17 protein-coding genes are annotated in these 20,441 nt (G+C 63.2%); 10 read left to right on the forward strand and 7 right to left on the reverse strand.

Features of this window, described 5'->3' with window-relative positions:
* Positions 1-8 precede the first annotated feature (8 nt).
* On the forward strand, positions 9-833 hold the full coding sequence (locus FJ424_RS07560; protein WP_140656965.1) for a DUF2189 domain-containing protein: 825 nt from the start codon (positions 9-11) through the stop codon (positions 831-833).
* Between the two features lie 25 nt (positions 834-858).
* Here the strand turns inward: FJ424_RS07560 and FJ424_RS07565 are convergent, their stop codons facing one another.
* The 3 genes from FJ424_RS07565 to FJ424_RS07575 all read right to left on the reverse strand — a co-directional run bounded on the left by FJ424_RS07565 (position 859) and on the right by FJ424_RS07575 (position 5,725).
* Positions 859-1,491: a LysE family translocator gene (locus FJ424_RS07565; protein ID WP_140656967.1), complete on the reverse strand. Its 633-nt coding sequence runs from the start codon at positions 1,489-1,491 to the stop codon at positions 859-861.
* Between the two features lie 88 nt (positions 1,492-1,579).
* Positions 1,580-3,553, reverse strand: coding sequence for a pilus assembly protein (locus tag FJ424_RS07570; RefSeq protein ID WP_140656969.1), 1,974 nt, complete (start codon positions 3,551-3,553; stop codon positions 1,580-1,582).
* 201 nt (positions 3,554-3,754) lie between these two features.
* Positions 3,755-5,725, reverse strand: coding sequence for a TadE/TadG family type IV pilus assembly protein (locus FJ424_RS07575; protein ID WP_140657028.1), 1,971 nt, complete (start codon positions 5,723-5,725; stop codon positions 3,755-3,757).
* A gap of 305 nt (positions 5,726-6,030) precedes the next feature.
* On the opposite strand from FJ424_RS07575, the gene FJ424_RS07580 reads away from it, so the two are divergent.
* The 3 genes from FJ424_RS07580 (at position 6,031) to FJ424_RS07590 (ending at position 8,447) form a co-directional block, all read left to right on the forward strand.
* On the forward strand, positions 6,031-6,891 hold the full coding sequence (locus FJ424_RS07580; RefSeq protein WP_140656971.1) for a TIGR01459 family HAD-type hydrolase: 861 nt from the start codon (positions 6,031-6,033) through the stop codon (positions 6,889-6,891).
* Between the two features lie 32 nt (positions 6,892-6,923).
* Positions 6,924-7,907 carry a bifunctional riboflavin kinase/FAD synthetase gene (locus FJ424_RS07585; RefSeq protein ID WP_140656973.1) on the forward strand — a complete coding sequence of 328 codons (984 nt, stop codon included), beginning with the start codon at positions 6,924-6,926 and terminating at the stop codon, positions 7,905-7,907.
* 213 nt (positions 7,908-8,120) lie between these two features.
* Entirely contained in the window at positions 8,121-8,447 is a 327-nt protein-coding gene (locus tag FJ424_RS07590) for a hypothetical protein (RefSeq protein ID WP_140641115.1), read from the forward strand.
* Positions 8,448-8,454: 7 nt separating this feature from the next.
* On the opposite strand, the gene FJ424_RS07595 is transcribed toward FJ424_RS07590, so the two are convergent.
* From FJ424_RS07595 to FJ424_RS07610, 4 genes are all read right to left on the reverse strand, one after another.
* Complete coding sequence (locus FJ424_RS07595; RefSeq protein WP_140641117.1) at positions 8,455-9,009, reverse strand: HdeD family acid-resistance protein; 555 nt, start codon at positions 9,007-9,009, stop codon at positions 8,455-8,457.
* A 294-nt stretch (positions 9,010-9,303) separates the two neighbouring features.
* A complete protein-coding gene (locus FJ424_RS07600) occupies positions 9,304-10,734 on the reverse strand; it encodes a glycosyltransferase family 1 protein (RefSeq protein WP_140656975.1) in 1,431 nt (476 codons plus the stop codon).
* 10 nt (positions 10,735-10,744) lie between these two features.
* Entirely contained in the window at positions 10,745-11,701 is a 957-nt protein-coding gene (locus tag FJ424_RS07605; RefSeq protein ID WP_246677182.1) for a glycosyltransferase, read from the reverse strand.
* 120 nt (positions 11,702-11,821) lie between these two features.
* Positions 11,822-12,313 (reverse strand): hypothetical protein, encoded by a 492-nt coding sequence (locus FJ424_RS07610; protein ID WP_140704289.1) that lies wholly within the window; start codon positions 12,311-12,313, stop codon positions 11,822-11,824.
* An 81-nt stretch (positions 12,314-12,394) separates the two neighbouring features.
* Between FJ424_RS07610 and FJ424_RS07615 the strand changes: the two genes are divergently transcribed.
* The 6 genes from FJ424_RS07615 to ileS all read left to right on the forward strand — a co-directional run bounded on the left by FJ424_RS07615 (position 12,395) and on the right by ileS (position 20,296).
* Positions 12,395-12,814 (forward strand): hypothetical protein, encoded by a 420-nt coding sequence (locus FJ424_RS07615; RefSeq protein ID WP_140786349.1) that lies wholly within the window; start codon positions 12,395-12,397, stop codon positions 12,812-12,814.
* 177 nt (positions 12,815-12,991) lie between these two features.
* Positions 12,992-14,107 (forward strand): glycosyltransferase family 4 protein, encoded by a 1,116-nt coding sequence (locus FJ424_RS07620; protein ID WP_140656981.1) that lies wholly within the window; start codon positions 12,992-12,994, stop codon positions 14,105-14,107.
* A 262-nt stretch (positions 14,108-14,369) separates the two neighbouring features.
* Positions 14,370-15,914, forward strand: a complete 1,545-nt coding sequence (locus FJ424_RS07625) for an acid phosphatase (RefSeq protein ID WP_140656983.1) — start codon at positions 14,370-14,372, stop codon at positions 15,912-15,914.
* A 23-nt stretch (positions 15,915-15,937) separates the two neighbouring features.
* Positions 15,938-16,150, forward strand: a complete 213-nt coding sequence (locus FJ424_RS07630) for a hypothetical protein (protein WP_140656985.1) — start codon at positions 15,938-15,940, stop codon at positions 16,148-16,150.
* Positions 16,151-16,279: 129 nt separating this feature from the next.
* Complete coding sequence (locus FJ424_RS07635) at positions 16,280-17,077, forward strand: MipA/OmpV family protein (RefSeq protein WP_140656987.1); 798 nt, start codon at positions 16,280-16,282, stop codon at positions 17,075-17,077.
* Positions 17,078-17,326: 249 nt separating this feature from the next.
* Positions 17,327-20,296: an isoleucine--tRNA ligase gene (gene ileS / locus FJ424_RS07640; protein ID WP_140656989.1), complete on the forward strand. Its 2,970-nt coding sequence runs from the start codon at positions 17,327-17,329 to the stop codon at positions 20,294-20,296.
* Positions 20,297-20,441 lie beyond the last annotated feature (145 nt).

The raw sequence follows: 20,441 nt of genomic DNA on the forward strand, positions 1-20,441 counted from the left end.
GGACGGTTATGGCCGGTTTTCATGTCATGACGGACGCGCGCGGGATGCATGTGCAGCCCACGGTGCGCCACATCTCCACCTCGGACCTCTGGGATGCGCTGAAGCTCGGCGCCGAGGATTTCTGGGCCAAGCCGTCGCACTATGTGTTCCTGTGCCTGATCTATCCGATCGTCGGCCTGATCCTGACGCGGTGGAGCTCCGGCTCCAACGCCATTCAGCTCGTCTATCCGCTGATGTCGGGCTTCGCGCTGATCGGGCCCTTCGCGGCCATTGGCCTCTATGAGATCAGCCGCCGGCGCGAGCTTGGCATGAGCAGCCGCTGGCATCATGCGCTCGACGTGCGCCATTCGCCGGCGCTGCCCTCGATCGCGGTCATCGGTATCCTGCTCTTCGCGCTGTTCCTTTTGTGGCTGTTCGCCGCGCAGTCGCTCTATACCGGCCTGTTCGGCGCCGAGCCGCCCGCCTCGGTCGGCGCCTTTGTGCGCGACGTGCTGACGACCGGCAAGGGCTGGACGCTGATCCTCGTCGGCAACGCCGTCGGTTTCGTTTTCGCCGTCGTCGTTTTGGCCACCACCGTCATTGCCTTTCCGCTGTTGCTCGACCGCGATGTCGGCGCCGTCTCGGCGATCGAAACCTCGGCCCGCGCCGTCATGGCCAATCCTCTGACGATGGCGCTTTGGGGGCTTACGGTCGCCGTGCTGCTGGTGGTCGGCTCGATCCCGCTGTTTGCCGGGCTTGCCGTCGTCATGCCGATCCTCGGCCACGCGACCTGGCATCTCTACCGCAAGGTGGTCGAGCCGGAGCAGATCCGGCCTGTACGCCGGCCGATGTAGACGGCTGCGTTCTTGGCGGTGACGGCTATCTTTGCGCCTCGGTCGCCATCTTCAGGGCCAGCGCCGTCAGCACCGTGCCCATCATCCAGCGCTGGACGACCAGCCAGAACGGCCGTCCGGCGAGGAAATTCGCGATGGAGCCGGCCGTCACGGCGATGATGGCGTTGACGGTGAGGCTGATCGAAATCTGCGTCACGCCGAGCACCAGAAGCTGCGACAGGACATGGCCCTTGGCCGGATTGATGAACTGCGGCAGCAACGACAGATAGAGCACCGCCACCTTCGGATTGAGCAGGTTGGTCATCAGCCCCATCACGAAAAGCTTGCGCGGCCTGTCCCTCGGCAACTCGCGGACCTGGAACGGCGAGCGCCCGCCGGGCTTCAGCGCCTGCCAGGCGAGCCACAACAGATAGAGCGCGCCGGCGAAGCGAAGCGCGTCGTAGGCATAAGGCACGGCGAAGATGAGCGCGGTGATGCCGAAGGCCGCCGACACCACGTAGAACAGGAAGCCCAGCGCCACGCCGCCGAGCGAGATCAGCCCGGCTTTCGGCCCTTGCGACAGCGAGCGCGAGATCAGGTAGATCATGTTCGGCCCAGGCGTGAGCACCATGCCGAGGCAGATCAGCGCGAAAGTGAGATGGTTGGCGGCGTCGGGCATCGATGGCTCCGGAAGGTGCCCGAGATGTGCGCCGCTTCGCGGGAACTCGCAAGGGGTTGGCGGCTGGTACCCGTTGCGCCAGTGCGTCTTATCCGACCACGCGCAGGTTCGACAACTCGTTGGCAATCTCCTTGAAGTTGTCGGAGAGCGTTGCGCCGGTCGCGTTCCAGAACAGCTTGGCCGGTTTGCTGGGGTCGGTCGGATCCTTGCGGAAGCGGGAATCGGAAGAGCAGGCCTTCAGCGCGGCCATCGCCTTCTGGTCGCTTGAACTGGTCGACGACATGTCGAGCGCCACCGTCATCACCATGATCTTGGCCGCCTTGGCGTTGTCGCACAGCTTCGCCATCTGCCCGTTCATCGCCGCGGTGTAGTTGCTCGACGAGTAGTTGAACTGGCCGATAGCGCTCGACGTGCCGCCGAACAGGCGGGTGACCGAGGTGCCGTTATAGCCGACGCCGGTATAGCCGTAGGCGGCATAGGTCGACTTGTTGCCGGCCGGGTCGGAATTGACCGTCGAATAGGTGTTCTCGCCGTCGGTGAGAACGATGACGACCTTGTCGTTGCCGCGCTCGGATTCCGGACGGCCTTCGGTAAAGGGTTCGGCGCTCGATACGGTGCGCCAGCCCCAGGCCGTGCCTTCGGGCACATTGGTGTTGCCGTTGGGTTGCATCAGGTCGATCGCCGCCTTGATGGCCGCAAGCCCGTCCGCATTGGTGACGTCGGTGAGCGGCGTGATCGGCGTGGTGGTGCAGCTGTAATTCGGGCCGGCGCCTTTCGACAGCACCGGCGCATCGATCGGCCGGGGCATGAAATACTTGGCCATGTTGGATTGGCGCGTCTTGCCGGTGGTGCTCGACGGATCGTCGTTCCACCAGCTGTTGGCGGCGCCGTAGGTGACCGGGTTCGGCTCGTCCGGATCCTGGGTCACCTTCCACTGGTTGCCTGGCTCGTCGGGCGCGAACATCGGCACGAACATCGTCGCCGGATCGCCGACGCCGATGCCGGTGTTGTTGGGCCCGCCCGAGGCGGGCGTGTCGTCGACATTGTAGGGATAGGGGCGCACTTCCACGCAACCCTGCCAACTGGCGAACGGGCCATAAGTGTCGTTGTAGTCGTATTCGTTGTGGCTGCGCTTGCAGGTGTTGTCGGAGCGGTACTGGTCGCACACGACGCGTTTGCTGCCGACGATGCGCTCGTGGCTGGTCACCACCTGCATGTCGCGATAGAGCGAGAATCGGCTCAGCACCTGGTCTTCGGTTTCCCCCCAGCCGGTGCCTTTCTTGTACCATATGCCGCTGATCTTCTGGGCGTATTTGTCGGGCGCGTTCAGCGTCGACCAGTCGAAATTCTCATTCGCTATCGGTGACAGCCCATAGACGTCCATCCACGGGGCGTTGTCGTTGTCGGGCCCAACATTGACCGATGCCGCGAACGGCACGAGGCTGAACTGGACCGGCTTGTCGATCTGCTTGATCTGCGATGCCTGCTGCGCCAGCGTGTCGACAAGCTGCTTGGCGGCCTGCTTGAGCAGGTCGATGCGCTTCTGTCCCGTGCCCGTGCCGGGCGTTGTCATGGAGCCCGAATTGTCGAGCACCATCGCCACTTCCAGCGTGTTCTTCAGCCGCACCTGGGAGCACATCTCGAGCTGGATCGGCTTATGCGCGTCGCCGTCGGATGCGCCATTGAGCAAGGCCGCGGCCGGATAGAAATACGGATGATAGGTGAGCGTCGCGCAAAGCTTCATCAGGCCGCCGCCGGTCTGGTTATTTGGCAGGGTGACATCGAGCGAAAGGTTGCCGGGCTCGATACCATTGAGGTTGGAATTGAAGAAGCCGGCCGCGTAGGCCCTGATCTGATCGTCGGTGGCTCCTTGCGAAAGCCGCACCGCGGCGGCGAAATTGGCAGCGTCGAGCGCATTCAGCACCATCTGCTTTTCGCGGTTGAGCTCGCCGAAATCGACACCCATGGCTACTGCGCCCATCAATGGCACCATGGCGATCGCTGTCATGAGCGCATAGTTGCCGCGGCGGTCACGGCAGAATTGATGCCAGAATTTGCGCATTTTTTCTTGAGCGGCCCCCCGCCGGCGGATTCTCTGTCGGGCCACACTTCCACAAAACGCTGAAGGACCGGTTTGGCAAACCGCTCGATTGCTTAACGGCGACTTCACTTACCGCTAACCAAACCAGTTGCCATGTATAGCCCCACGATGAAACGCCCGCCTAGTCTCGCGGCGGGCGTCCTCGATCGTTTGCGGTGCGGCTCAGCTGACGATGCGCAGGTTCGACAGCTCGTTGCCGATCGCCTTGAAGTCGTCCGACAGCGTGGCGCCGGTCGAGTTCCAGAACAGCTTCGCCGGCTTGGTCGGGTCGGTCGGATCCTTGCGGAAGCGCGAATCCGATGCGCAGGCCTTGAGGGCAGCCATGGCCTTCTTTTCGTCGGTCTTGGTGTCAACCAGATCGAGCGAGACGGTCATCACGATGACCCCGGCAGCTTTGGCATTGGAGCAAAGCGTCTGCATGTTCTCGTCGAGCGCGGCGGTATAGTTGCTGTCGGTGTAGGTGGTCTTCGGCACCGCGCTACTCGTGTTCATGAACATGCGTGTCACGCTGCCTGAACCGGGGTAGGTCAGCCCGGTATATCCGTAAGCTGCGTAGGTGGATCGATTGTTGGCATAACTGGCGTCGCCGATGGCGCTGTAGGTGTTGGCGCCGTCGGTCAGAACAATGACCACCTTGTCGTTGCCTTTCTCGCTGTTCAACCGGCCTTCGGTGAACGGCTCGTTGCTGGACACGGTGCGCCAGCCCCAGGCCATGCCTTCGGGCACGTTGGTGTTGCCGGTCGGCGCCATATCGTCGATGGCGTCATCAAGTTCCTGTTTCTCAGCCGCCACGCTGACATCCTTGAGCGGCGTAATCGGGCTGGTGGTGCAAGCCGCATTCGGACCGTCGCCAGCGCTCGCGGAGGCCGAACCATATGGCTTGACCAGGAAGTACTTGCGCATGTCGGACTGACGTTGCGACGCTGTCGGGTTGGATGAATAGGGCCAGTCCGCCCACCAGTTGTTGCTGTAGCCGTAGCTGACGCTGCTTACGTCGTTGTTGCCGTCGCGATTGAAATCGCGCCAAAGCGTGCCGGCCTCGTCGGGGGCGAACATCGGCACGAATAGCGTGGCCGGATTAGCGCTGTCCGGCGTCGTATCGTCGTCGTTGTATGGGTATGGCCTGGCCTCCACGCAGCCCTGCCAGCTCGCATAGCGGCTGGTGGTGTAGACGTATGTCGGGGACGGCGTGACCCAATGGCCTTTACTGCAGGTGCCGTCTTTCTTGGTGACATCGCAGACATACTGCTTCGGAGGCTGCACCGTTTCGCGGTCAGACTCGACGGTCATGTCGGAATAGAGGCTGAAGCGGGTGAGTGGCTGATCCTTGGTGTCTCCCCAGCCGTCGCCGCGTTTGTACCATATGCCGCCGACCTTCTGCGCGTACTTGTTGGCGTCGTTGGCGGACGTCATTGTAGACCAGTCGAAATTTTCATGGTGGATCGGCGAGACGCCGTTCAGATCCATCCACGTATCCTGGTCATGCGTCGGGCCGACATTGACGGAGGCCGAGAACGGGACCAGCGAGAACTGCACCGGCTTCGAGATCTGTTTCATCTGCTGCGCCTGCTGCGCCAGCGTGCTGACCAACTGTTTCGCTGCCTGCTTTAGGAGGTCGATGCGTTTCTGGCCAGTGCCTGAACCGTTCGTGCTCATCGAGCCGGAATTGTCGAGCACCAACGCTACTTCGAGCGTGTTCTTGAGACGGACTTCCGATCTGGCCGTCACATTTATGTTGGTTTCTCCAGCGGTGCCGCCATTGAGCATCATAATGGCCGCTGGCAGGAAATAAGGCTTGTACTTGAGTGAAGCCTGGAGGATCAGCGTGCCGCCGCCGGAATTGTTGTTGGGCAAGGTAACCGTCAACGCCGTGTTCGCCGCAGTGACATGCGCAAGATTGGCTTCGAAGAATTGCTTGGCAAAGGCCTTTACTGCGTCGTCGCTGGCCCCCGTGACGATCTGCTGTGCCGTCGCGATGCCCGCGGCGTCGAGCGCGTTCAATGTTTCCTGCTTCTGCCTGACCAGTTCGGTATAGTCGATGGCAACCGCGACGCCGCCCATCAGTGGTATCATCGTGATGGCCGTCATCAAGGCGTAGTTTCCCCGCCTGTCGTGAAAAAAATCGCGGATCATTGTGCTTACCCCCGCCAAAGATCCATGTTTGAGTACGACCATGGTCGCAGTTGGTTTGGTACTATGGTCATAAATCGTTAAATTTCAGCTTTCGCGAAACTGTCAAGAACGCGGCGCCTCTTTGACTGCGCGTTAACCCTGTGCAACCGGCGGTCCGCCCATGGCGGATACCTGTTGCCCCGTCCGCGCTTGACGGAAGGGCAGGTCGGGAAAGCTGGTGACAGGATGAGGCGCTTCGGCTATGCGGGGCGGACCGCGGCGGCCTTCAGCGCGACGTGGTTCATGATCGAAATCAGGGACACGGCATGGCGGATTCGCCTGACATCATCGCTTCGCTCGACGATCTGGCGGGGCGCTACGCCGCCATACTGTGCGACGTATGGGGCGTCGTGCACAACGGCGAATGGCATTTTCCGGCCGCTGCCGCCGCACTTGCAAGGGCGCGCGCGGCCGATGTGCCTGTCGTGCTCATCACCAATTCGCCGCGTCGCAGCGCCGACGTCGTCGCCCAGATGAAGGTGATCGGCGTCCCTGGCGATGCCTGCGACCGGGTCGTCACGTCCGGCGACGTGACCCGCGACCTGATCGCCGATGGCCCGAGGAAGATCTTTCATATCGGCCCCGAGCGCGATTTCACGCTCTATGACGGGCTCGATGTCGATCTGGTCGAGGAATTCGAGGCCTCGGGTATTGTCTGCACGGGCCTCTATGACGACGAGGTCGAGAAGCCCGCCGACTATGCCGAACTGCTGCAGCGGCTGCGTGCCCGCAATCTGCCGTTCATTTGCGCCAATCCGGATATCCTGGTGGAGCGCGGCGAGCGCACCATCTGGTGCGCCGGCGCGCTCGCGCGGGATTACGCGCAATTGGGCGGACGCACGCTGATCGCCGGCAAGCCCTTCGCGCCGATCTACGATGTCGCCATGAAGGAGGTCGCCGGCCTTCTTGGCCGCGCCGTCGAGCGCAGCGAGGTTCTCGCCATCGGCGACGGCATGATGACGGATGTCAAGGGCGCGGCCGACAACGGCTTCGACGTGCTCTATGTCTCGGGCGGCATCCACGCTCGCGACTATGGCGATCCGCTCCGCCCCGACCCCGAAAGGCTGGCGGGCTTCCTTGAAAAGCACGGCTACCGGCCGGTCGCCGTCATTCCGCGTCTGCAATAGGTTGGTGGTCTGGCCATGACGGACGCCTCGATATGAAGCAAGCTTTCGAACGTCTTTCCGCGGTCGCGCCACTGCCCGCGCATCTGCGCGGCGGCGTCGTGGCGATCGGTAATTTCGACGGTGTCCACCGCGGCCATCAGTCCGTCCTGGAGCGCGCGCTGACCGAAGCCCGCCGCAGCGGCGTGCCCGCCTTGGTGCTCACTTTCGAGCCGCATCCGCGCAAGATCTTCCGGCCACAGGTGCCGCTCTTCGTGCTGACGCCGCCACCGATGAAGGCGCGGCTGCTTGCCGGGCTTGGCTTTGCCGCCTTGGTCGAGCAGCCGTTCACGCGCGAGTTCGCCTCGCTGTCGCCCGAGGCTTTCGTGACCGACGTGCTGGAGAAGAACCTCGGCATCCGCCATGCCATCACCGGTTTCGACTTTCATTTCGGCAAGGACCGCCAGGGTGGCCCGGCCTTTCTGATGGCTGCCGGAGAACGGCATGGCTTCGGCGTGACGCTGGTCGATGCCTTCCGCGATGAGGGCGCGGAGGTGGTTTCATCGAGTCGCATCCGGGGACTGCTCGCCGAAGGCAAGGTGGAGGAGGCCGCCGGCCTGCTCGGCTACCGTTTCACCGTCGAAGCCGAGGTGATCGGCGGCCAGCAGCTTGGCCGCACCCTCGGCTTCCCGACCGCCAATATGCGGCTTTCGCCGGAAGCGGCCTTGAAGGAAGGGATTTATGCCGTCCGCTTCCGTCGCGCCGACGGCATGCTCCATGATGGCGTCGCCAGCTTCGGCCGGCGTCCCACCGTCGACGACAATGGCGCGCCGCTGCTCGAAACCTACGTCTTCGATTTTTCCGGCGATCTCTACGGCCAGACCTGCCAGGTGTCGTTCTTCGGCTTCCTGCGGCCGGAGCTCAAATTCGACGGCCTCGACGCGCTGGTGGCGCAGATGAAAAAGGACGAGGCCGAGGCGAGGGCGCTGCTGGCGGGCGTGCGCCCGCTCTCGCAACTGGACGCCGAGATCGCGTTCTAATTAGTGCGTTTCACGGAAGCGGCGAACCGCCCTATCTCCTTGTTTTGACGCAATTCCGGACGGAAGGCCACGGCGAAGTCGCCGAGCCCAACCGCTACACACTTTTCCTGGAATTGCTCGGATCGTCTTCAGTCTGCCGCTCGATCAAAGGCTGACTCGCATGGGTGAAGCATTTCACCGACCGCGGGGCGCTTGATTGTGCAGAAAGCGCTAATGAAGATAGACCTAATGGTGTGGGCCGTTGTCCTGCCCTGCGCGGCGCTGTTCATCCTCTGCGACGGACTTAGCGCTCATTGGGGCAAGACCGGCAGCGGCCGCAGCCTGGCCATCGTCATGCTGCTGTCGCCGGTATCCTACTTCATGTTTGCCTTCATCAACACGCGACTGAATCTTGCCGTTACCGGCGCGCTGGTCAATACGATTGTGGTGGCCGGCGCAGTCCTGGTCGGCGCGGTCGTCTTCAAGGAGGACGTTTCGAAAGCCCAATATCTCGGTATTGCGCTGGCACTTGCCGCAGTCACGCTTCTCAACGCCGACTGACGGAAGCCTACCGCTTCAGCGCCAGGCCGATGGCGATGAAGCTCCATCCCTGGAAGACCAGGTCGATCGCCAGGAAGATGCCAAGCACCCAAAGGCTGTTCACCGGCCAGCCCATGGCGATCATCAGGCCGAGCAGAATGGTGATGATGCCGGCCGCGAGCAGCCATCCCCAGCCTTGCTGCGGCCGGTGATTGAAGGCCACCCAGGACCGCAGAAGCCCCGAAGCGACGAGCGCGATGGCCAACAGCAGCGTCAGCACCGCCGAGGCCAGCAACGGGTTGTCGAAGGCGAAGAAGCCGGCGACGGCGTAGAGCAGGCCGCTCAGCAGCCAGTAGAAGAAACGTCCCCAGGTCTTGACCCCGAAGGCGTGGATGATCTCGATGACACCTGCCATCAGCATCAGCCAGCCGACGACATAGACCGAGGCGACGGTGGCGATGAACAGATTGCCGAAGGCGATGCCGCCGAAGATCAGCAGCAGCACGCCGAGCGCCACGAACCATCCCCATTTGTCCCGCGTCTGGCCGATCGCGTCCTTGAGAGCGTCGCTTGGCAGAGTCATGGCTTCATCTCCCTCGAAATTCACCACCGGTCGTGCGGCGAAAGGAAGCTAAACCCAACGGCATTGTCCGTCCAGCAACACGGGCCCAGCCGACGGGGCGGCCGGCTGTTCCATGACCTTCCTACCACGATCGAGAATCGCGACGATTTGATAGCCACCGGGCGGGCGGCGCGAGAGCATGCGCTTTCCTTCAAGCCCGGGGGTGAGCTCGGCCGCTACATCGTCGACGAAACCCTGAGCCGGTTCCGGAATACCGGACAGGCAAGCCGCGTATCCCGGCAACCATAAAGGCGGCTATTGTCGCGACGGCCGGACTTCGTCCGGGAACGGCGCAAGCGTCGCCTCCAGTGTCTCCCGGCCGGCCTGCTCCCAGCCTCGCGCCACGAATTCTCTGGCCTTCGCTTCGTATGGAGCACGGGCCGCGGGCGAGGTGATCCACTCCCGCATGGCGCTTTCCCATCCTTCGACGTCGAGCGGATCAAGGCAGAGTCCCGACGAGCCGACAACTTCGGCGATGGCTCCGCCCGTGGAGGCGATCAGCGCCTTCCCATAGGCCAGCGCCTCGACGGGCGGCAGCCCATATCCTTCATAGAGCGACGGATACACGCAGAACGCACTGTTGCGGTAAAGGCGGGACAACGTTGCGTCGTCGACGTTGTCGAGATGGACAAGACTCTTGCCGTAGTCGGGATGGCTGTGAAGCTTCGCCAGGATCCCGTCGACCATCCAGCCGCTGCGGCCGACGAAAACCAGCTTCATGCCGCTGCGCGCGACCGTTCCGTCCAGGACGATGCGCCTCCAGACATCCATGAGCAGCGAATGGTTCTTGCGTGGCTCGATGGTGGAAACGAACAGGATATAGCGATCCGTCTCGATCCCGTCCGGCATGCGGCCGTCCGCCTTCGATTCGCGGACGCTGTCGCAGCCGAGCGGGACTTGTTTCAGCTCCGGCAGATGGACGCCGAGCTTGGCGGCGTAGTCCTCGACGTCAGTGGTGACGCGCCTCGACGTCAGGATGAAGCGGTCTGCCAGCCCGACCGCCAGGTTCACGTAGTCGGTGAATCTCTTGACGTCGTGCGGCTTGTACCATTCGGGAAACTGGATCGGAATGATGTCGTTCAAGAGCACGATCAGCTTTGCGCCGGCCAAGCGCGCCTCGCGCGAAATGACCTCGATATCGGTATGCGCCCAGTCGTTGTTCATCAGCAGCAGATGGTCGCCGGGCGAAAGATCGTATTTGTCGCCGGCCACGGTCCTGAGCGGGACGATACGAGCGCGTGAACCGTCCTCGCGAGCGACCTGCCGCTGCTCGTTTTCCTTCATCAGCCGGTCTTCGATCCGCTCGAGGAAACGAAGAAAAGGGCTGCCGGGATGGCGCCGGCCGAACGCGCCAATTTCCGTTATCAGGATCCGGCGCGGTCTTATGGTCGTCATCAGCAACCGCCGCGCCCATTTCGGCCAGCGATCGTAAAACCTTATCTTGATGCGGGCCGGGTCCGGGTAAAAGCTCATGTCGCATGAAATGTCGCCGGCGATGATTTCCGCCGCCATGCCAGGCGAAACTTGTCTAAGGACCCGCTCGATCGGGTCGAACACGGTGAACGCCACATCGGAAGCCTTGAATGCGGCCGCCGCGGCCGCGTAGTGGCGTTGCACGCGGACCAGGCCGACCGGAGGGCCGAGCCAACGCACCATGCTCGAGAGATCGACGACGAGACGCATCATGCGGGCCGCATCAGTTGAGCCGCATTCTTGCGGGACGCGCGATCATCCTGCGCCAGGCCAGTCGAGGTCCCAGCGCGAGCGTCCTGAAGGAGGGCGCGCCGACAGCCGCGAGGAACAGCAGCTTTAGAGTGAGGGTGAGGGGTATGTCCGCGGTTCGCAGCAGCAACTCGATGTCGCGTCTCTCCGGGCTGGAGATGCCGACCCCCGTGGCGGCGCGCGACGCCAGAAAGCTTGCGATGGCCTGCGCGGCTTGGCCGTTCGCGTCGAACGGCTCGGCGCGATGGCGACGCAGCAGCGCCGACTGCCTGGCCAATGCCGCGGCAGCCCTTTGCTGATCTTCCTTCATGCGCGATACCTGTCCCGGATGCGATCTCAGCTTCACGAGCCGCGCATCCATGTTGGCCAGTTTTCCCGTTTCGGAAAGCCGCAGCCATAGATCGTAGTCTTCCGCATGGGTGAATGCGCGGCGGTAGCCTCCCGCGCGCCGGACGGCCTCGGTCCGAAACATCACTGTCGGATGAAGCATGGGATTGTATCTGGCAAGCGCTTCGCGCAACGGGTCGCCGCCGGCGGGGACGTCAAGCGGCCTCAACGGATTTCCGTCCCGGTCGATCTGCAACCCCGCCGTACCGAGCAGCTGCAGGTCGGCATCCGCGTCGAAACACGCCACTTGCAGGCGCAACCTGCCGGGCAGCGAGACATCGTCACAATCCATGCGCGCCACAAGAGGGGCCTGCGCGAGCGAAAGCCCCATGTTCAGCGCATCGACGATCCCCTTGCCGCGGTTGGCGACAAGCCTGACGCGGCTGTCGCGGTCGCTGATCGACGTCGCGATCGCGGCGCTGTCGTCGCGAGATCCATCGTCGACGACGATGACTTCGATATCCGCCAGATCCTGGTCCAGGATGCTTTGCAGGGCCTCGCCGACATATTGCGCGCCGTCTCGCACCGGAATGATCACACTCACTGTCGGCAATGGAACTGTCCTTGCGAATAATCGGTCGTGACCGAAAGGCCGTTGAATTGTCGAATGTCGGCGGCCTGGTTTCAAAATTCCAATTCCAAAGTTTCGTCGGTCTGTCGACTGTCAATCTCTTTGTCCGGCCGATCCGAGTGCGATCTCAAGCGCGGGAGCGAGCAGTCGCAGGACCGCCTCGCGCTTTTTCGCCTTCAAAGAAAGGTCGCCGTCGAGGCCGACTTCATGAAGCCAGCTTCCCCGCCATTCGCAATAGGCCTGTCTGAGCTCAATTCCCGGCAAGGCGGCGAATGCGGTTATCGGCCGTTGCGGCACCGCGTTGGGATCCGCATTCCGATAGAGCACTTCCCAATTGGCTCCGCCGGTGTCGAGGCCGGCGAACCAGTCGAGCCCGAAATCGAGAGGCTCGCGGCCGACGGCGTCGAACCGAAAGAAGCAATAGCCGGCCCACAAATACCATCGCGCGCCTGCCCAGCGCAGATCGCCGTAAAACGCCGCGTCTTCAAGAGGTTCGAAGGGGTCGCATGGCTTCGTCGGGAAAAGGTCCTGGTCGAGGAATCCGAACGCGGCCGGCGCGCCAGGCTTCAGGATGTTGCGCCACATCCAATTGAGCGCCGCGCCGTGGGACCGGCTCGGGTTCCTTACGGTCCATGGATTGGCCGGCAGCCTGACATAGGCGGCGCCGTGAGCCGCGCATACCTGCCTGTTCTTGCCCGCGGAAGCTTCTCCGACGCTGTTGTCGGCCACGATGTGGAGATCGTGGCGAACAAGTCCGCTCGTCAGCCGCAACTGGAGATCCAGGCATTGAGCATCGCCGAAGGCAACGGTCAGCAGGACATGGCGACCCCGGGCGGCCTCGCGGATGCCCTGGATGTCGCCATCCTTGGCCGGCTGGCGCAGAAACCTCCGGTCGATTCTCCGGTAACGGGCAGTTTTGACGGCGTGCAGCAGCGGCTGCAGCCTCAGCCATTGCCGCCAGTCATATTCGCGCAGGGCCCTTGGCACGGCTGTGGCGGCTTTCAGTCGAACCCGGCTTCGCAGGCGCGATCGCCCCGTGGAACTTTCATGAGCGCGCTCCGGTTGGTCTTGGCGGGAGAAAGCTAGAACGCGACAGCATCCAAGTCTCTTGATAACCGGCTATATACAGCATATTCGTGGTTTCAACACGGCCAACATTTAGGCGCCCGGCCGTGTTTGTTTGATTGGGGAAGTCTGGGGCGCACCCGGAGTCTCTCTCCGTCGATCCGACTTGGGGGATAAGGCGGCGCTCCGGAAAATGAGATGAAAATCTGCTGCGCAATCTCTGCCCTCTTCATGAATGGGGGGCTGCAAAGGGATTGCCTCAACATCAGCGACCGACTGGTCCGGCGCGGCCATAGCGTGACGATCCTGACGACCCGCCAGGTCGGTCATGTCGAGAGTTCGGCTGCGATAAAAATCCAGCCGGCACGGGTTCTCTCGAACCCTGGCACCGAATATGCGCTGGGTAGGACCGTGCTGACGGCCAGGCGGGACTTCGACTGCGTGGTCGGTTTCAACAAGATGGCGGGCCTGGATATCTACTATGCCGGCGACCCGCCCTATTTTGTGTCGAAGCTCGGGTGGTGGCGGCCGTTTTCGCCCCGCTTCATGCGCCAGCAGAAGCTCGAATCGATGATCTTTGCCCCTGGCAACGCCGTGCAGATCATCGCACTCAGCGAACACCAGGCAACGCTTTACCGCAACTTCTGGCGGACGGAGGAATCGCGCATTCACGTCGTCGGACCGACGCTCGATCCGAAACGCCGCAGACCGGAGCTGCTGGCTGTCGACCGCAATGAAATCCGCGATCGTTTTGGGCTTCCGCGCGAAACGGTCATCGCCTTGACCATCGCCAACAGGTTGAAGGTGAAGGGTCTCGACCGGGCGATAAAAGCGCTTCAGCCGTTCCCGGAGATCCATTGGCTGGTCGCCGGCCTTCGAAAAAACAGCGAGGAGGAAACGCGGCTTCTCGGCCTGATTGCCAAATCCGGCATATCGAAAAGGGTCACTCTGCTGGGCATCCAGGAGGACATCCCGGCGGTCGTGGTCGCGAGCGACTTCATGCTGCACCCGGCTCGCCTGGAAAATACGGGCACGGTTATTCTCGAGGCGCTTGCAAACGGCCTGCCGGTCATCGCATCGGACGCCTGCGGATATGCAAAATATGTCCGAGCCAGCGGGGCGGGACTGGTTGTGGCCAGTCGCGACGACCCCGAAATCTGGCGGCAGGCAATCCTGAAAGCCGGCAACCCGGCGGTCCGGGACCAATGGCGCGAGGCGGCTCTTGGCTACGGCGCGTCGAACCCGCTTACCGGCGGACTGGAAGCAGCCTGCGATTTGATAGAGACGCTGCGCCACAACCGGCGCTCCGCTTAGCGCAGCGACACCGGCGATTACAAATCGTCAAGGGCGATGCCGCTTACCGGCGGCATTGGGTGAAAAGCGACCCCCACCGGCCACGGCCGGCCGATCGCGTCCTTCATGGCATCGCTTTGGTCGACTTTCCTCCAGATGTGGCCGGCGCATCCTGTCGTGAGGGAAGGTAGTCCCAATGGCACTGCCGTCCAGAGTCGCCGCTATTGCAAAGATGTGCCGAAGCTGGTGTCATCCCGTTTTGCACCACTGGTGAGGCACGGTGATGAAGCGCTCCTTTGGGCTTACCCTGTTTTCCTCAACTCTCGCTCTGTGCGCTGCCGCTTCGGCTTCCGCGGCCCAGCCTGGCGATCCGCCGGCCGGCATTGCCAAGATAGAGACGGTGGTCGTCATCTTCGCGGAGAACCGCGCTTTCGACAATCTCTATGGCCATTTTCCTGGCGCGGAGGGCATCGACAAGGCGAGCCAGGAAAGCCTGCAGCAGCGTGACCGTGACGGCTCCGTGCTGTCCGAACTGCCGCCGGTGTGGGACGGGCTGACCGCCAAGGGCGTCACGCCGCCGGTGACACAGGCGATGACCGAACACCTTGCGAACGCGCCGTTCACGGTGAACGACGCGAAGGGTTTCAACGTCCCGCTTACGGTCGTGACGCACGATCTCTGGCATCGCTACTACCAGAACCAGATGCAAATCGACGGCGGCAAGAACGACATGTTCGTCGCCTGGGCCGATTCGGGCGCCATGCCGATGAGCAACTGGGACGCCTCCAAGACCGACATGTGGGCGGTCGCGCAGAAATACGTGCTGGCCGACCACTTCTTTATGGGCGGGTTCGGCGGCTCATTCTTCAACCACCAATGGCTGATCTGCGCCTGCGCGCCCTACTACGCCGATGCCGACAAGAACCCTGCCAAGCCGTCGATCTCGGTGACGGACGACAGTGGCACGGCGCTGAAGGTCGCCGACAATTCACCGAAATCGGCGCGCGACGGCATCCCGAAATTCGTCTCCGACGGCAACCTGACGCCGGATTTCTACGCGGTAAACACGATGCAACCGCCTTTCCAGCCGAGCGGCAACGATCCGGCGCCTGGCGGCGATCCGCGCCTAGCGGATCCGGCCAAGCCGACGACCCTCCCACCGCAGACCGAGCCGACCATCGGCGACATGCTCAGCCTCAAGCACATAAGCTGGGCATGGTATTCAGGCGCCTGGCAGTACACCCTCGACCACGGCAACCACACGCCGATCCCGAATTTCCAGTATCACCACCAGCCGTTCAACTATTACGCCAACTTCGCGCCTGGCACCGAGGCCAGGCGCGAACATTTGCGCGACGCGGGGCTGGGAGGCGTGAGCTTCACCCAGGCGATCGACGATGGCGCCCTGCCGCAGGTTTCCTTCTATAAGCCGCAGGGCAATCTCAACGAGCATTCCGGCTATGCCGACATCCAGGCGGGCGACCGCCATATCGCCGATGTCATCGCGCATCTGGAGAAGAGCCCGCAATGGCCGCATATGCTGGTCGTCGTCACCTATGACGAGAATGGCGGCATCTGGGATCATGCCGCGCCGCCCAAGGGCGATCGCTGGGGGCCCGGCACGCGCATCCCCGCAATCATCGTTTCGCCCTTCGCCAAACACGGCTATGTCGATCACGCGCCCTATGACACCACCTCGATCCTTCGCCTCATCACGGAGCGTTTCGAACTGCCTGTGCTGCACGGCATCGTGGTTCGCGACCGGGCCGTTGCCGCGCATGGCGAGCCACCGCTCGGTGACCTTACCGGCGGGCTCGACCTGAATTGATGGCCCGTATCCGGAGAACGAGGATGGACACTGACAGAATTGTCGCGCTGGTCACCGCTGGCGGCATCGAGCTCACCGACCGCCGGCGTAACGCTACGGATGACGGTTGGTCGCTCAGCTTCGCCAACGGTGCCACGGTGGAAGTGGGTGACGACGGCTCTGCGCGCATTGGCGGAAAAGGCACCAAGGCCGTGGCTAGGTTGCTGGACCAGCCGGTCGCGCCGCGCGACACCTGATCTGGTGGCCGTCCTCATCCGGATGCTGCCGACCATGTTACCGATTTTAAGTCAAATTTTACCGAACGCACGGCATGGCTTGAGCGCTGGCAGGTGGTGCCGCCGGCGCGTTTCGCGTAAGGGGTGACGATGCGTATTGTCGGGACGATTCCGCTGGCCGTCGCCATGGGCCTGCTCAGTGCACCTGTCGCCCAGGCGGGCGAGGGCAGCTGGATATCCGGCAACTGGTACCTGACGCTCGGCGCCACCGCGCTGGTCGCGCCGAATTTCGAGGGCGGCAAGAAATACATGCTCAGCGCCCAACCGATCGTCTCGCTCGGCAAGGTCGGTCCGGAGGCGCGCTTCACCTCGCGCAACGACAACATCTCGCTGGCGCTGATCGATGACGGTTCCGTCCGCGCCGGCTTGACCGGCAAGTTCATATTCTCGCGCGAGAGCAAGGACGAGCTCAAGGGCCTCGATCCCGTGCGCTGGGGCGGTGAGGTGGGCGGCTTCTTCGAATTCTATCCGCTGGATTGGCTAAGGGCGCGCGCCGAGCTCAGGCACGGCATCCGCTCCCATAACGGCTTCGTCGCGGACATCGCCGCGGACGCCTTCTATGACATCACGCCGACCGTGCGCATTTCCGGTGGTCCGCGCGTTTCCTTCGCATCGTCCGACTATTTCGACGCCTATTACGGCGTCAACGCCAAGGAAGCTGTCGCTTCGGGCCTGAGCGAGTACCATCCCGGCGGCGGGCTGAAATCGACGGGGCTCGGCGGCGCGATCACCTGGAAAGTGACCGAGCCGATGACGGCGAGCGTCTTTACCGAATATTCGCGCCTGATGGGGCCGGCGGCCGATTCCAGCTTGGTCAAGGAACGCGGCGACCGCAATCAGTGGACCTTCGGGGTCTCGACCACTTACCGCTTCAATTTCACCATGTAGGCCGTGAAAGCGGCTCCATGCCTTGAAATCCGCGCTTTATTCCTGCCGCGCCATCCGCTAAAAGCCACGCCATGACGAGCTTTTCGCGCCTTTTCGCGATCGCGATACGAATTACGGGCCCGGTGTTCCGGGCGGCCTGAGCGCCGCTGGAGCCGCCGGGATTTTTCGCGCGCGCCCCTCGCGCTTTTCAAGAAAATGCTGGTTCAACGCCCGGGCTTCCCGCCGCCGGGCAACGCAGATGGCAGATCAATGACCGACACCGTTGAAACGATCGACTATTCCAAAACGCTCTATTTGCCGCAGACGGACTTCCCGATGCGTGCCGGCCTGCCCGAGAAGGAGCCTGGCCTGGTCAAGCGCTGGCAGGACATGGACCTTTACAGGAAGCTGCGCGAGGAGGCCGCCGGCCGCGAGAAATTCGTGCTGCATGACGGGCCGCCCTACGCCAACGGCAACATCCATATCGGCCATGCGCTGAACAAGATCCTCAAGGACGTCATCAACCGCTCCTTCCAGATGCGCGGCTATGACGCCAACTACGTGCCGGGTTGGGACTGCCACGGCCTGCCGATCGAATGGAAGATCGAGGAGCAGTATCGCGCCAAGGGCAAGAACAAGGACGAAGTGCCGGTCAACGAGTTCCGCAGGGAATGCCGTGAGTTCGCCGCCCACTGGATCAAGGTGCAGGGCGGCGAGTTCCAGCGTCTTGGCGTCGTCGGCGATTTCGACAATCCCTATACCACCATGGCGTACCATGCCGAGTCGCGCATCGCCGGCGAACTGTTGAAATTCGCCTTGTCCGGCCAGCTCTACCGCGGCTCGAAGCCGGTGATGTGGAGCGTGGTCGAGCGCACCGCGCTCGCCGAGGCCGAGGTCGAGTATCAGGACTACGAGAGCGACACGATCTGGGTGAAGTTCCCGGTCGCGAGCCTCGCCCAGCCGGTCGCCGGCGCCGCGCTGGACGAGGCAGCGCTCGACCTCGTCGAGGCGCATGTCGTCATCTGGACGACCACGCCCTGGACCATCCCCGGCAACCGCGCCGTGAGCTATTCGCCGCGCATCGCCTATGGCCTCTATGAGGTCACGGCGGCCGAGAACGCCTTCGGCCCGCAGCCCGGCGAGAAGCTGATCTTTGCCGACGCGCTGGCGCAAGAGTGCGCCGTCAAGGCCAAGGTCGCACTGAACAGGCTTCACAGCGTCTCGGCCGAACAGCTTGGGAAGCTTACGCTTTCTCATCCTTTCAAGGGCCTCGGCGGCGGCTATGAGTTCCCGGTGCCGATGGTTGCGGGCGAGCATGTCACCGACGATGCCGGCACCGGCTTCGTGCACACCGCGCCCGGCCATGGCCGCGAGGACTTCGACGCCTGGATGGAGGCCGCGGGCGAGTTGCGGGCGCGAGGCGTCGACACCGTGATCCCCTTCACGGTCGACGATGCCGGCTTCTTCACCAAGGATGCGCCGGGCTTCGGCCCGGGGCGCGAAGGTGGCGCGGCGCGCGTCATCGACGACAATGGCAAGAAGGGCAACGCCAATCAGGCCGTCATCGACGAACTGATCGAGCGCAACGCGCTGTTCGCGCGCGGCCGGCTGAAACACAGCTATCCGCACTCCTGGCGCTCCAAGAAGCCGGTCATCTTCCGCAATACGCCGCAATGGTTCGTCTATATGGACAAGGACCTCGGCGACGGCACGACGCTGCGCAACCGCGCGCTGAAGGCGATCGACGACACCCGTTTCGTTCCGGCGGCGGGCCAGAACCGCATCCGCGCCATGATCGAGGAGCGCCCCGACTGGGTGCTGTCGCGCCAGCGCGCCTGGGGTGTGCCGATCGCGGTCTTCGCCGACGAGGACGGCAATGTGCTGAAGGACGAGGCCGTCAACGAGCGCATCATGGACGCTTTCGAGAAGGAAGGCGCCGACGCCTGGTTCGCCGAGGGCGCGAAGGCACGCTTCCTCGGCAATCACGACGCCTCGAAATGGCACCAGGTGATGGACATCCTCGACGTCTGGTTTGATTCCGGTTCGACGCATGTCTTCACGCTGGAGGACCGTCCGGACCTCAAATGGCCGGCCGACGTCTATCTCGAAGGCTCGGACCAGCATCGCGGCTGGTTCCATTCCTCGCTGCTCGAAAGCTGCGGCACCAGGGGCAGGGCGCCTTACGACACGGTCATCACCCATGGCTTCACCATGGACGAGGAAGGCCGCAAGATGTCGAAGTCGCTCGGCAACACCGTCGTGCCGCAGGACGTCATCAAACAGTCCGGCGCCGATATCCTGCGGCTCTGGGTGGTCACGACCGATTATTGGGAAGACCAGCGGCTCGGCAAGAACGTGCTGCAGACCAATATCGACGCCTACCGCAAGCTCAGGAACACCATCCGCTGGATGCTGGGCACGCTTGCGCATGACGACGGCCAGGACGTGCCGGTCGAGACGATGCCGGAACTGGAGCGGCTGATGCTGCACCGGTTGTCCGAGTTGGACGAAATGGTGCGCCAGGGCTACGACGCCTTCGAGTTCAAGCGCATCACCCGCACGCTGCTCGACTTCATGGTGGTGGAGCTTTCGGCCTTCTATTTCGACATCCGCAAGGACGCGCTTTACTGCGACGGGCCGTCGAGTCTGCGCCGCAGGGCGGCCGTGCAGGTGGTGCGCCACCTCTTCGAATGCCTGGTGAAGTGGCTGGCGCCGATGCTGCCCTTCACCACGGAAGAAGCCTGGCTCGACCGCCATCCGCAAGCCGTGTCGGTGCATCTCGACCAGTTCCCCGCGGTCCCGCAGGACTGGCGCAACGAGGCGCTGGCCGAGAAATGGCGCAAGGTGAGGCAGGTGCGCCGCGTCGTCACCGGCGCGCTGGAGATCGCGCGCGCCGACAAGCTGATTGGTTCGTCGCTCGAGGCGGTGCCGGTGGTGACGCTCGACGACCCGGCGCTGGAGGCCGCGATCGCCGATGTCGATATGGCCGAGATGGCGATCACCAGCGATCTCGTCGTCAAACACGGCAAGGCCCCGGAAGGCGCCTTCACGCTCGACGACGTCAAGGGGGTGGCGGTGGTGGTGGAGAAAGCCGAGGATCGCGGTCTGGTCAAATGCGCGCGCTCCTGGCGCTACACCGCCGATGTCGGGCAGGATCCGGAATTTCCGGATGTCTCGGCCCGCGATGCCGCCGTGTTGCATGAGCTGAAGGCCCTTGGGCGGCTGCAGTCCTGTCGATAAGTCGGTGCACAAATGCCACGCCGGGCGGCCTGAAACCGCCCGCGCGTTGCCCTTAACAAGTGGTTGAGGTAAACACGCGACACTCCGGCAGACAAATTGTCGCCGGATTTCCATCGCAAATGCGGGGAAGAAGGGGACCGTGCCC

The sequence above is a fragment of the Mesorhizobium sp. B3-1-8 genome, from assembly GCF_006439495.1.
Taxonomy (GTDB): Bacteria; Pseudomonadota; Alphaproteobacteria; order Rhizobiales; family Rhizobiaceae; genus Mesorhizobium.

Coding starts and splice junctions, on each gene's coding strand:
- FJ424_RS07570 (WP_140656969.1), bottom strand. CDS start 3,553: ATGCGCAAATTCTGGCATCAATTCTGCCGTGACCGCCGCGGCAACTAT.
- FJ424_RS07575 (WP_140657028.1), bottom strand. CDS start 5,725: ATGATCCGCGATTTTTTTCACGACAGGCGGGGAAACTACGCCTTGATG.
- ileS (WP_140656989.1), top strand. CDS start 17,327: ATGACCGACACCGTTGAAACGATCGACTATTCCAAAACGCTCTATTTG.
- FJ424_RS07625 (WP_140656983.1), top strand. CDS start 14,370: ATGAAGCGCTCCTTTGGGCTTACCCTGTTTTCCTCAACTCTCGCTCTG.
- FJ424_RS07595 (WP_140641117.1), bottom strand. CDS start 9,009: ATGACTCTGCCAAGCGACGCTCTCAAGGACGCGATCGGCCAGACGCGG.
- FJ424_RS07585 (WP_140656973.1), top strand. CDS start 6,924: ATGAAGCAAGCTTTCGAACGTCTTTCCGCGGTCGCGCCACTGCCCGCG.
- FJ424_RS07580 (WP_140656971.1), top strand. CDS start 6,031: ATGGCGGATTCGCCTGACATCATCGCTTCGCTCGACGATCTGGCGGGG.
- FJ424_RS07610 (WP_140704289.1), bottom strand. CDS start 12,313: ATGTGGCGCAACATCCTGAAGCCTGGCGCGCCGGCCGCGTTCGGATTC.
- FJ424_RS07620 (WP_140656981.1), top strand. CDS start 12,992: ATGAAAATCTGCTGCGCAATCTCTGCCCTCTTCATGAATGGGGGGCTG.
- FJ424_RS07635 (WP_140656987.1), top strand. CDS start 16,280: ATGCGTATTGTCGGGACGATTCCGCTGGCCGTCGCCATGGGCCTGCTC.
- FJ424_RS07600 (WP_140656975.1), bottom strand. CDS start 10,734: ATGATGCGTCTCGTCGTCGATCTCTCGAGCATGGTGCGTTGGCTCGGC.
- FJ424_RS07590 (WP_140641115.1), top strand. CDS start 8,121: ATGAAGATAGACCTAATGGTGTGGGCCGTTGTCCTGCCCTGCGCGGCG.
- FJ424_RS07560 (WP_140656965.1), top strand. CDS start 9: ATGGCCGGTTTTCATGTCATGACGGACGCGCGCGGGATGCATGTGCAG.
- FJ424_RS07630 (WP_140656985.1), top strand. CDS start 15,938: ATGGACACTGACAGAATTGTCGCGCTGGTCACCGCTGGCGGCATCGAG.
- FJ424_RS07565 (WP_140656967.1), bottom strand. CDS start 1,491: ATGCCCGACGCCGCCAACCATCTCACTTTCGCGCTGATCTGCCTCGGC.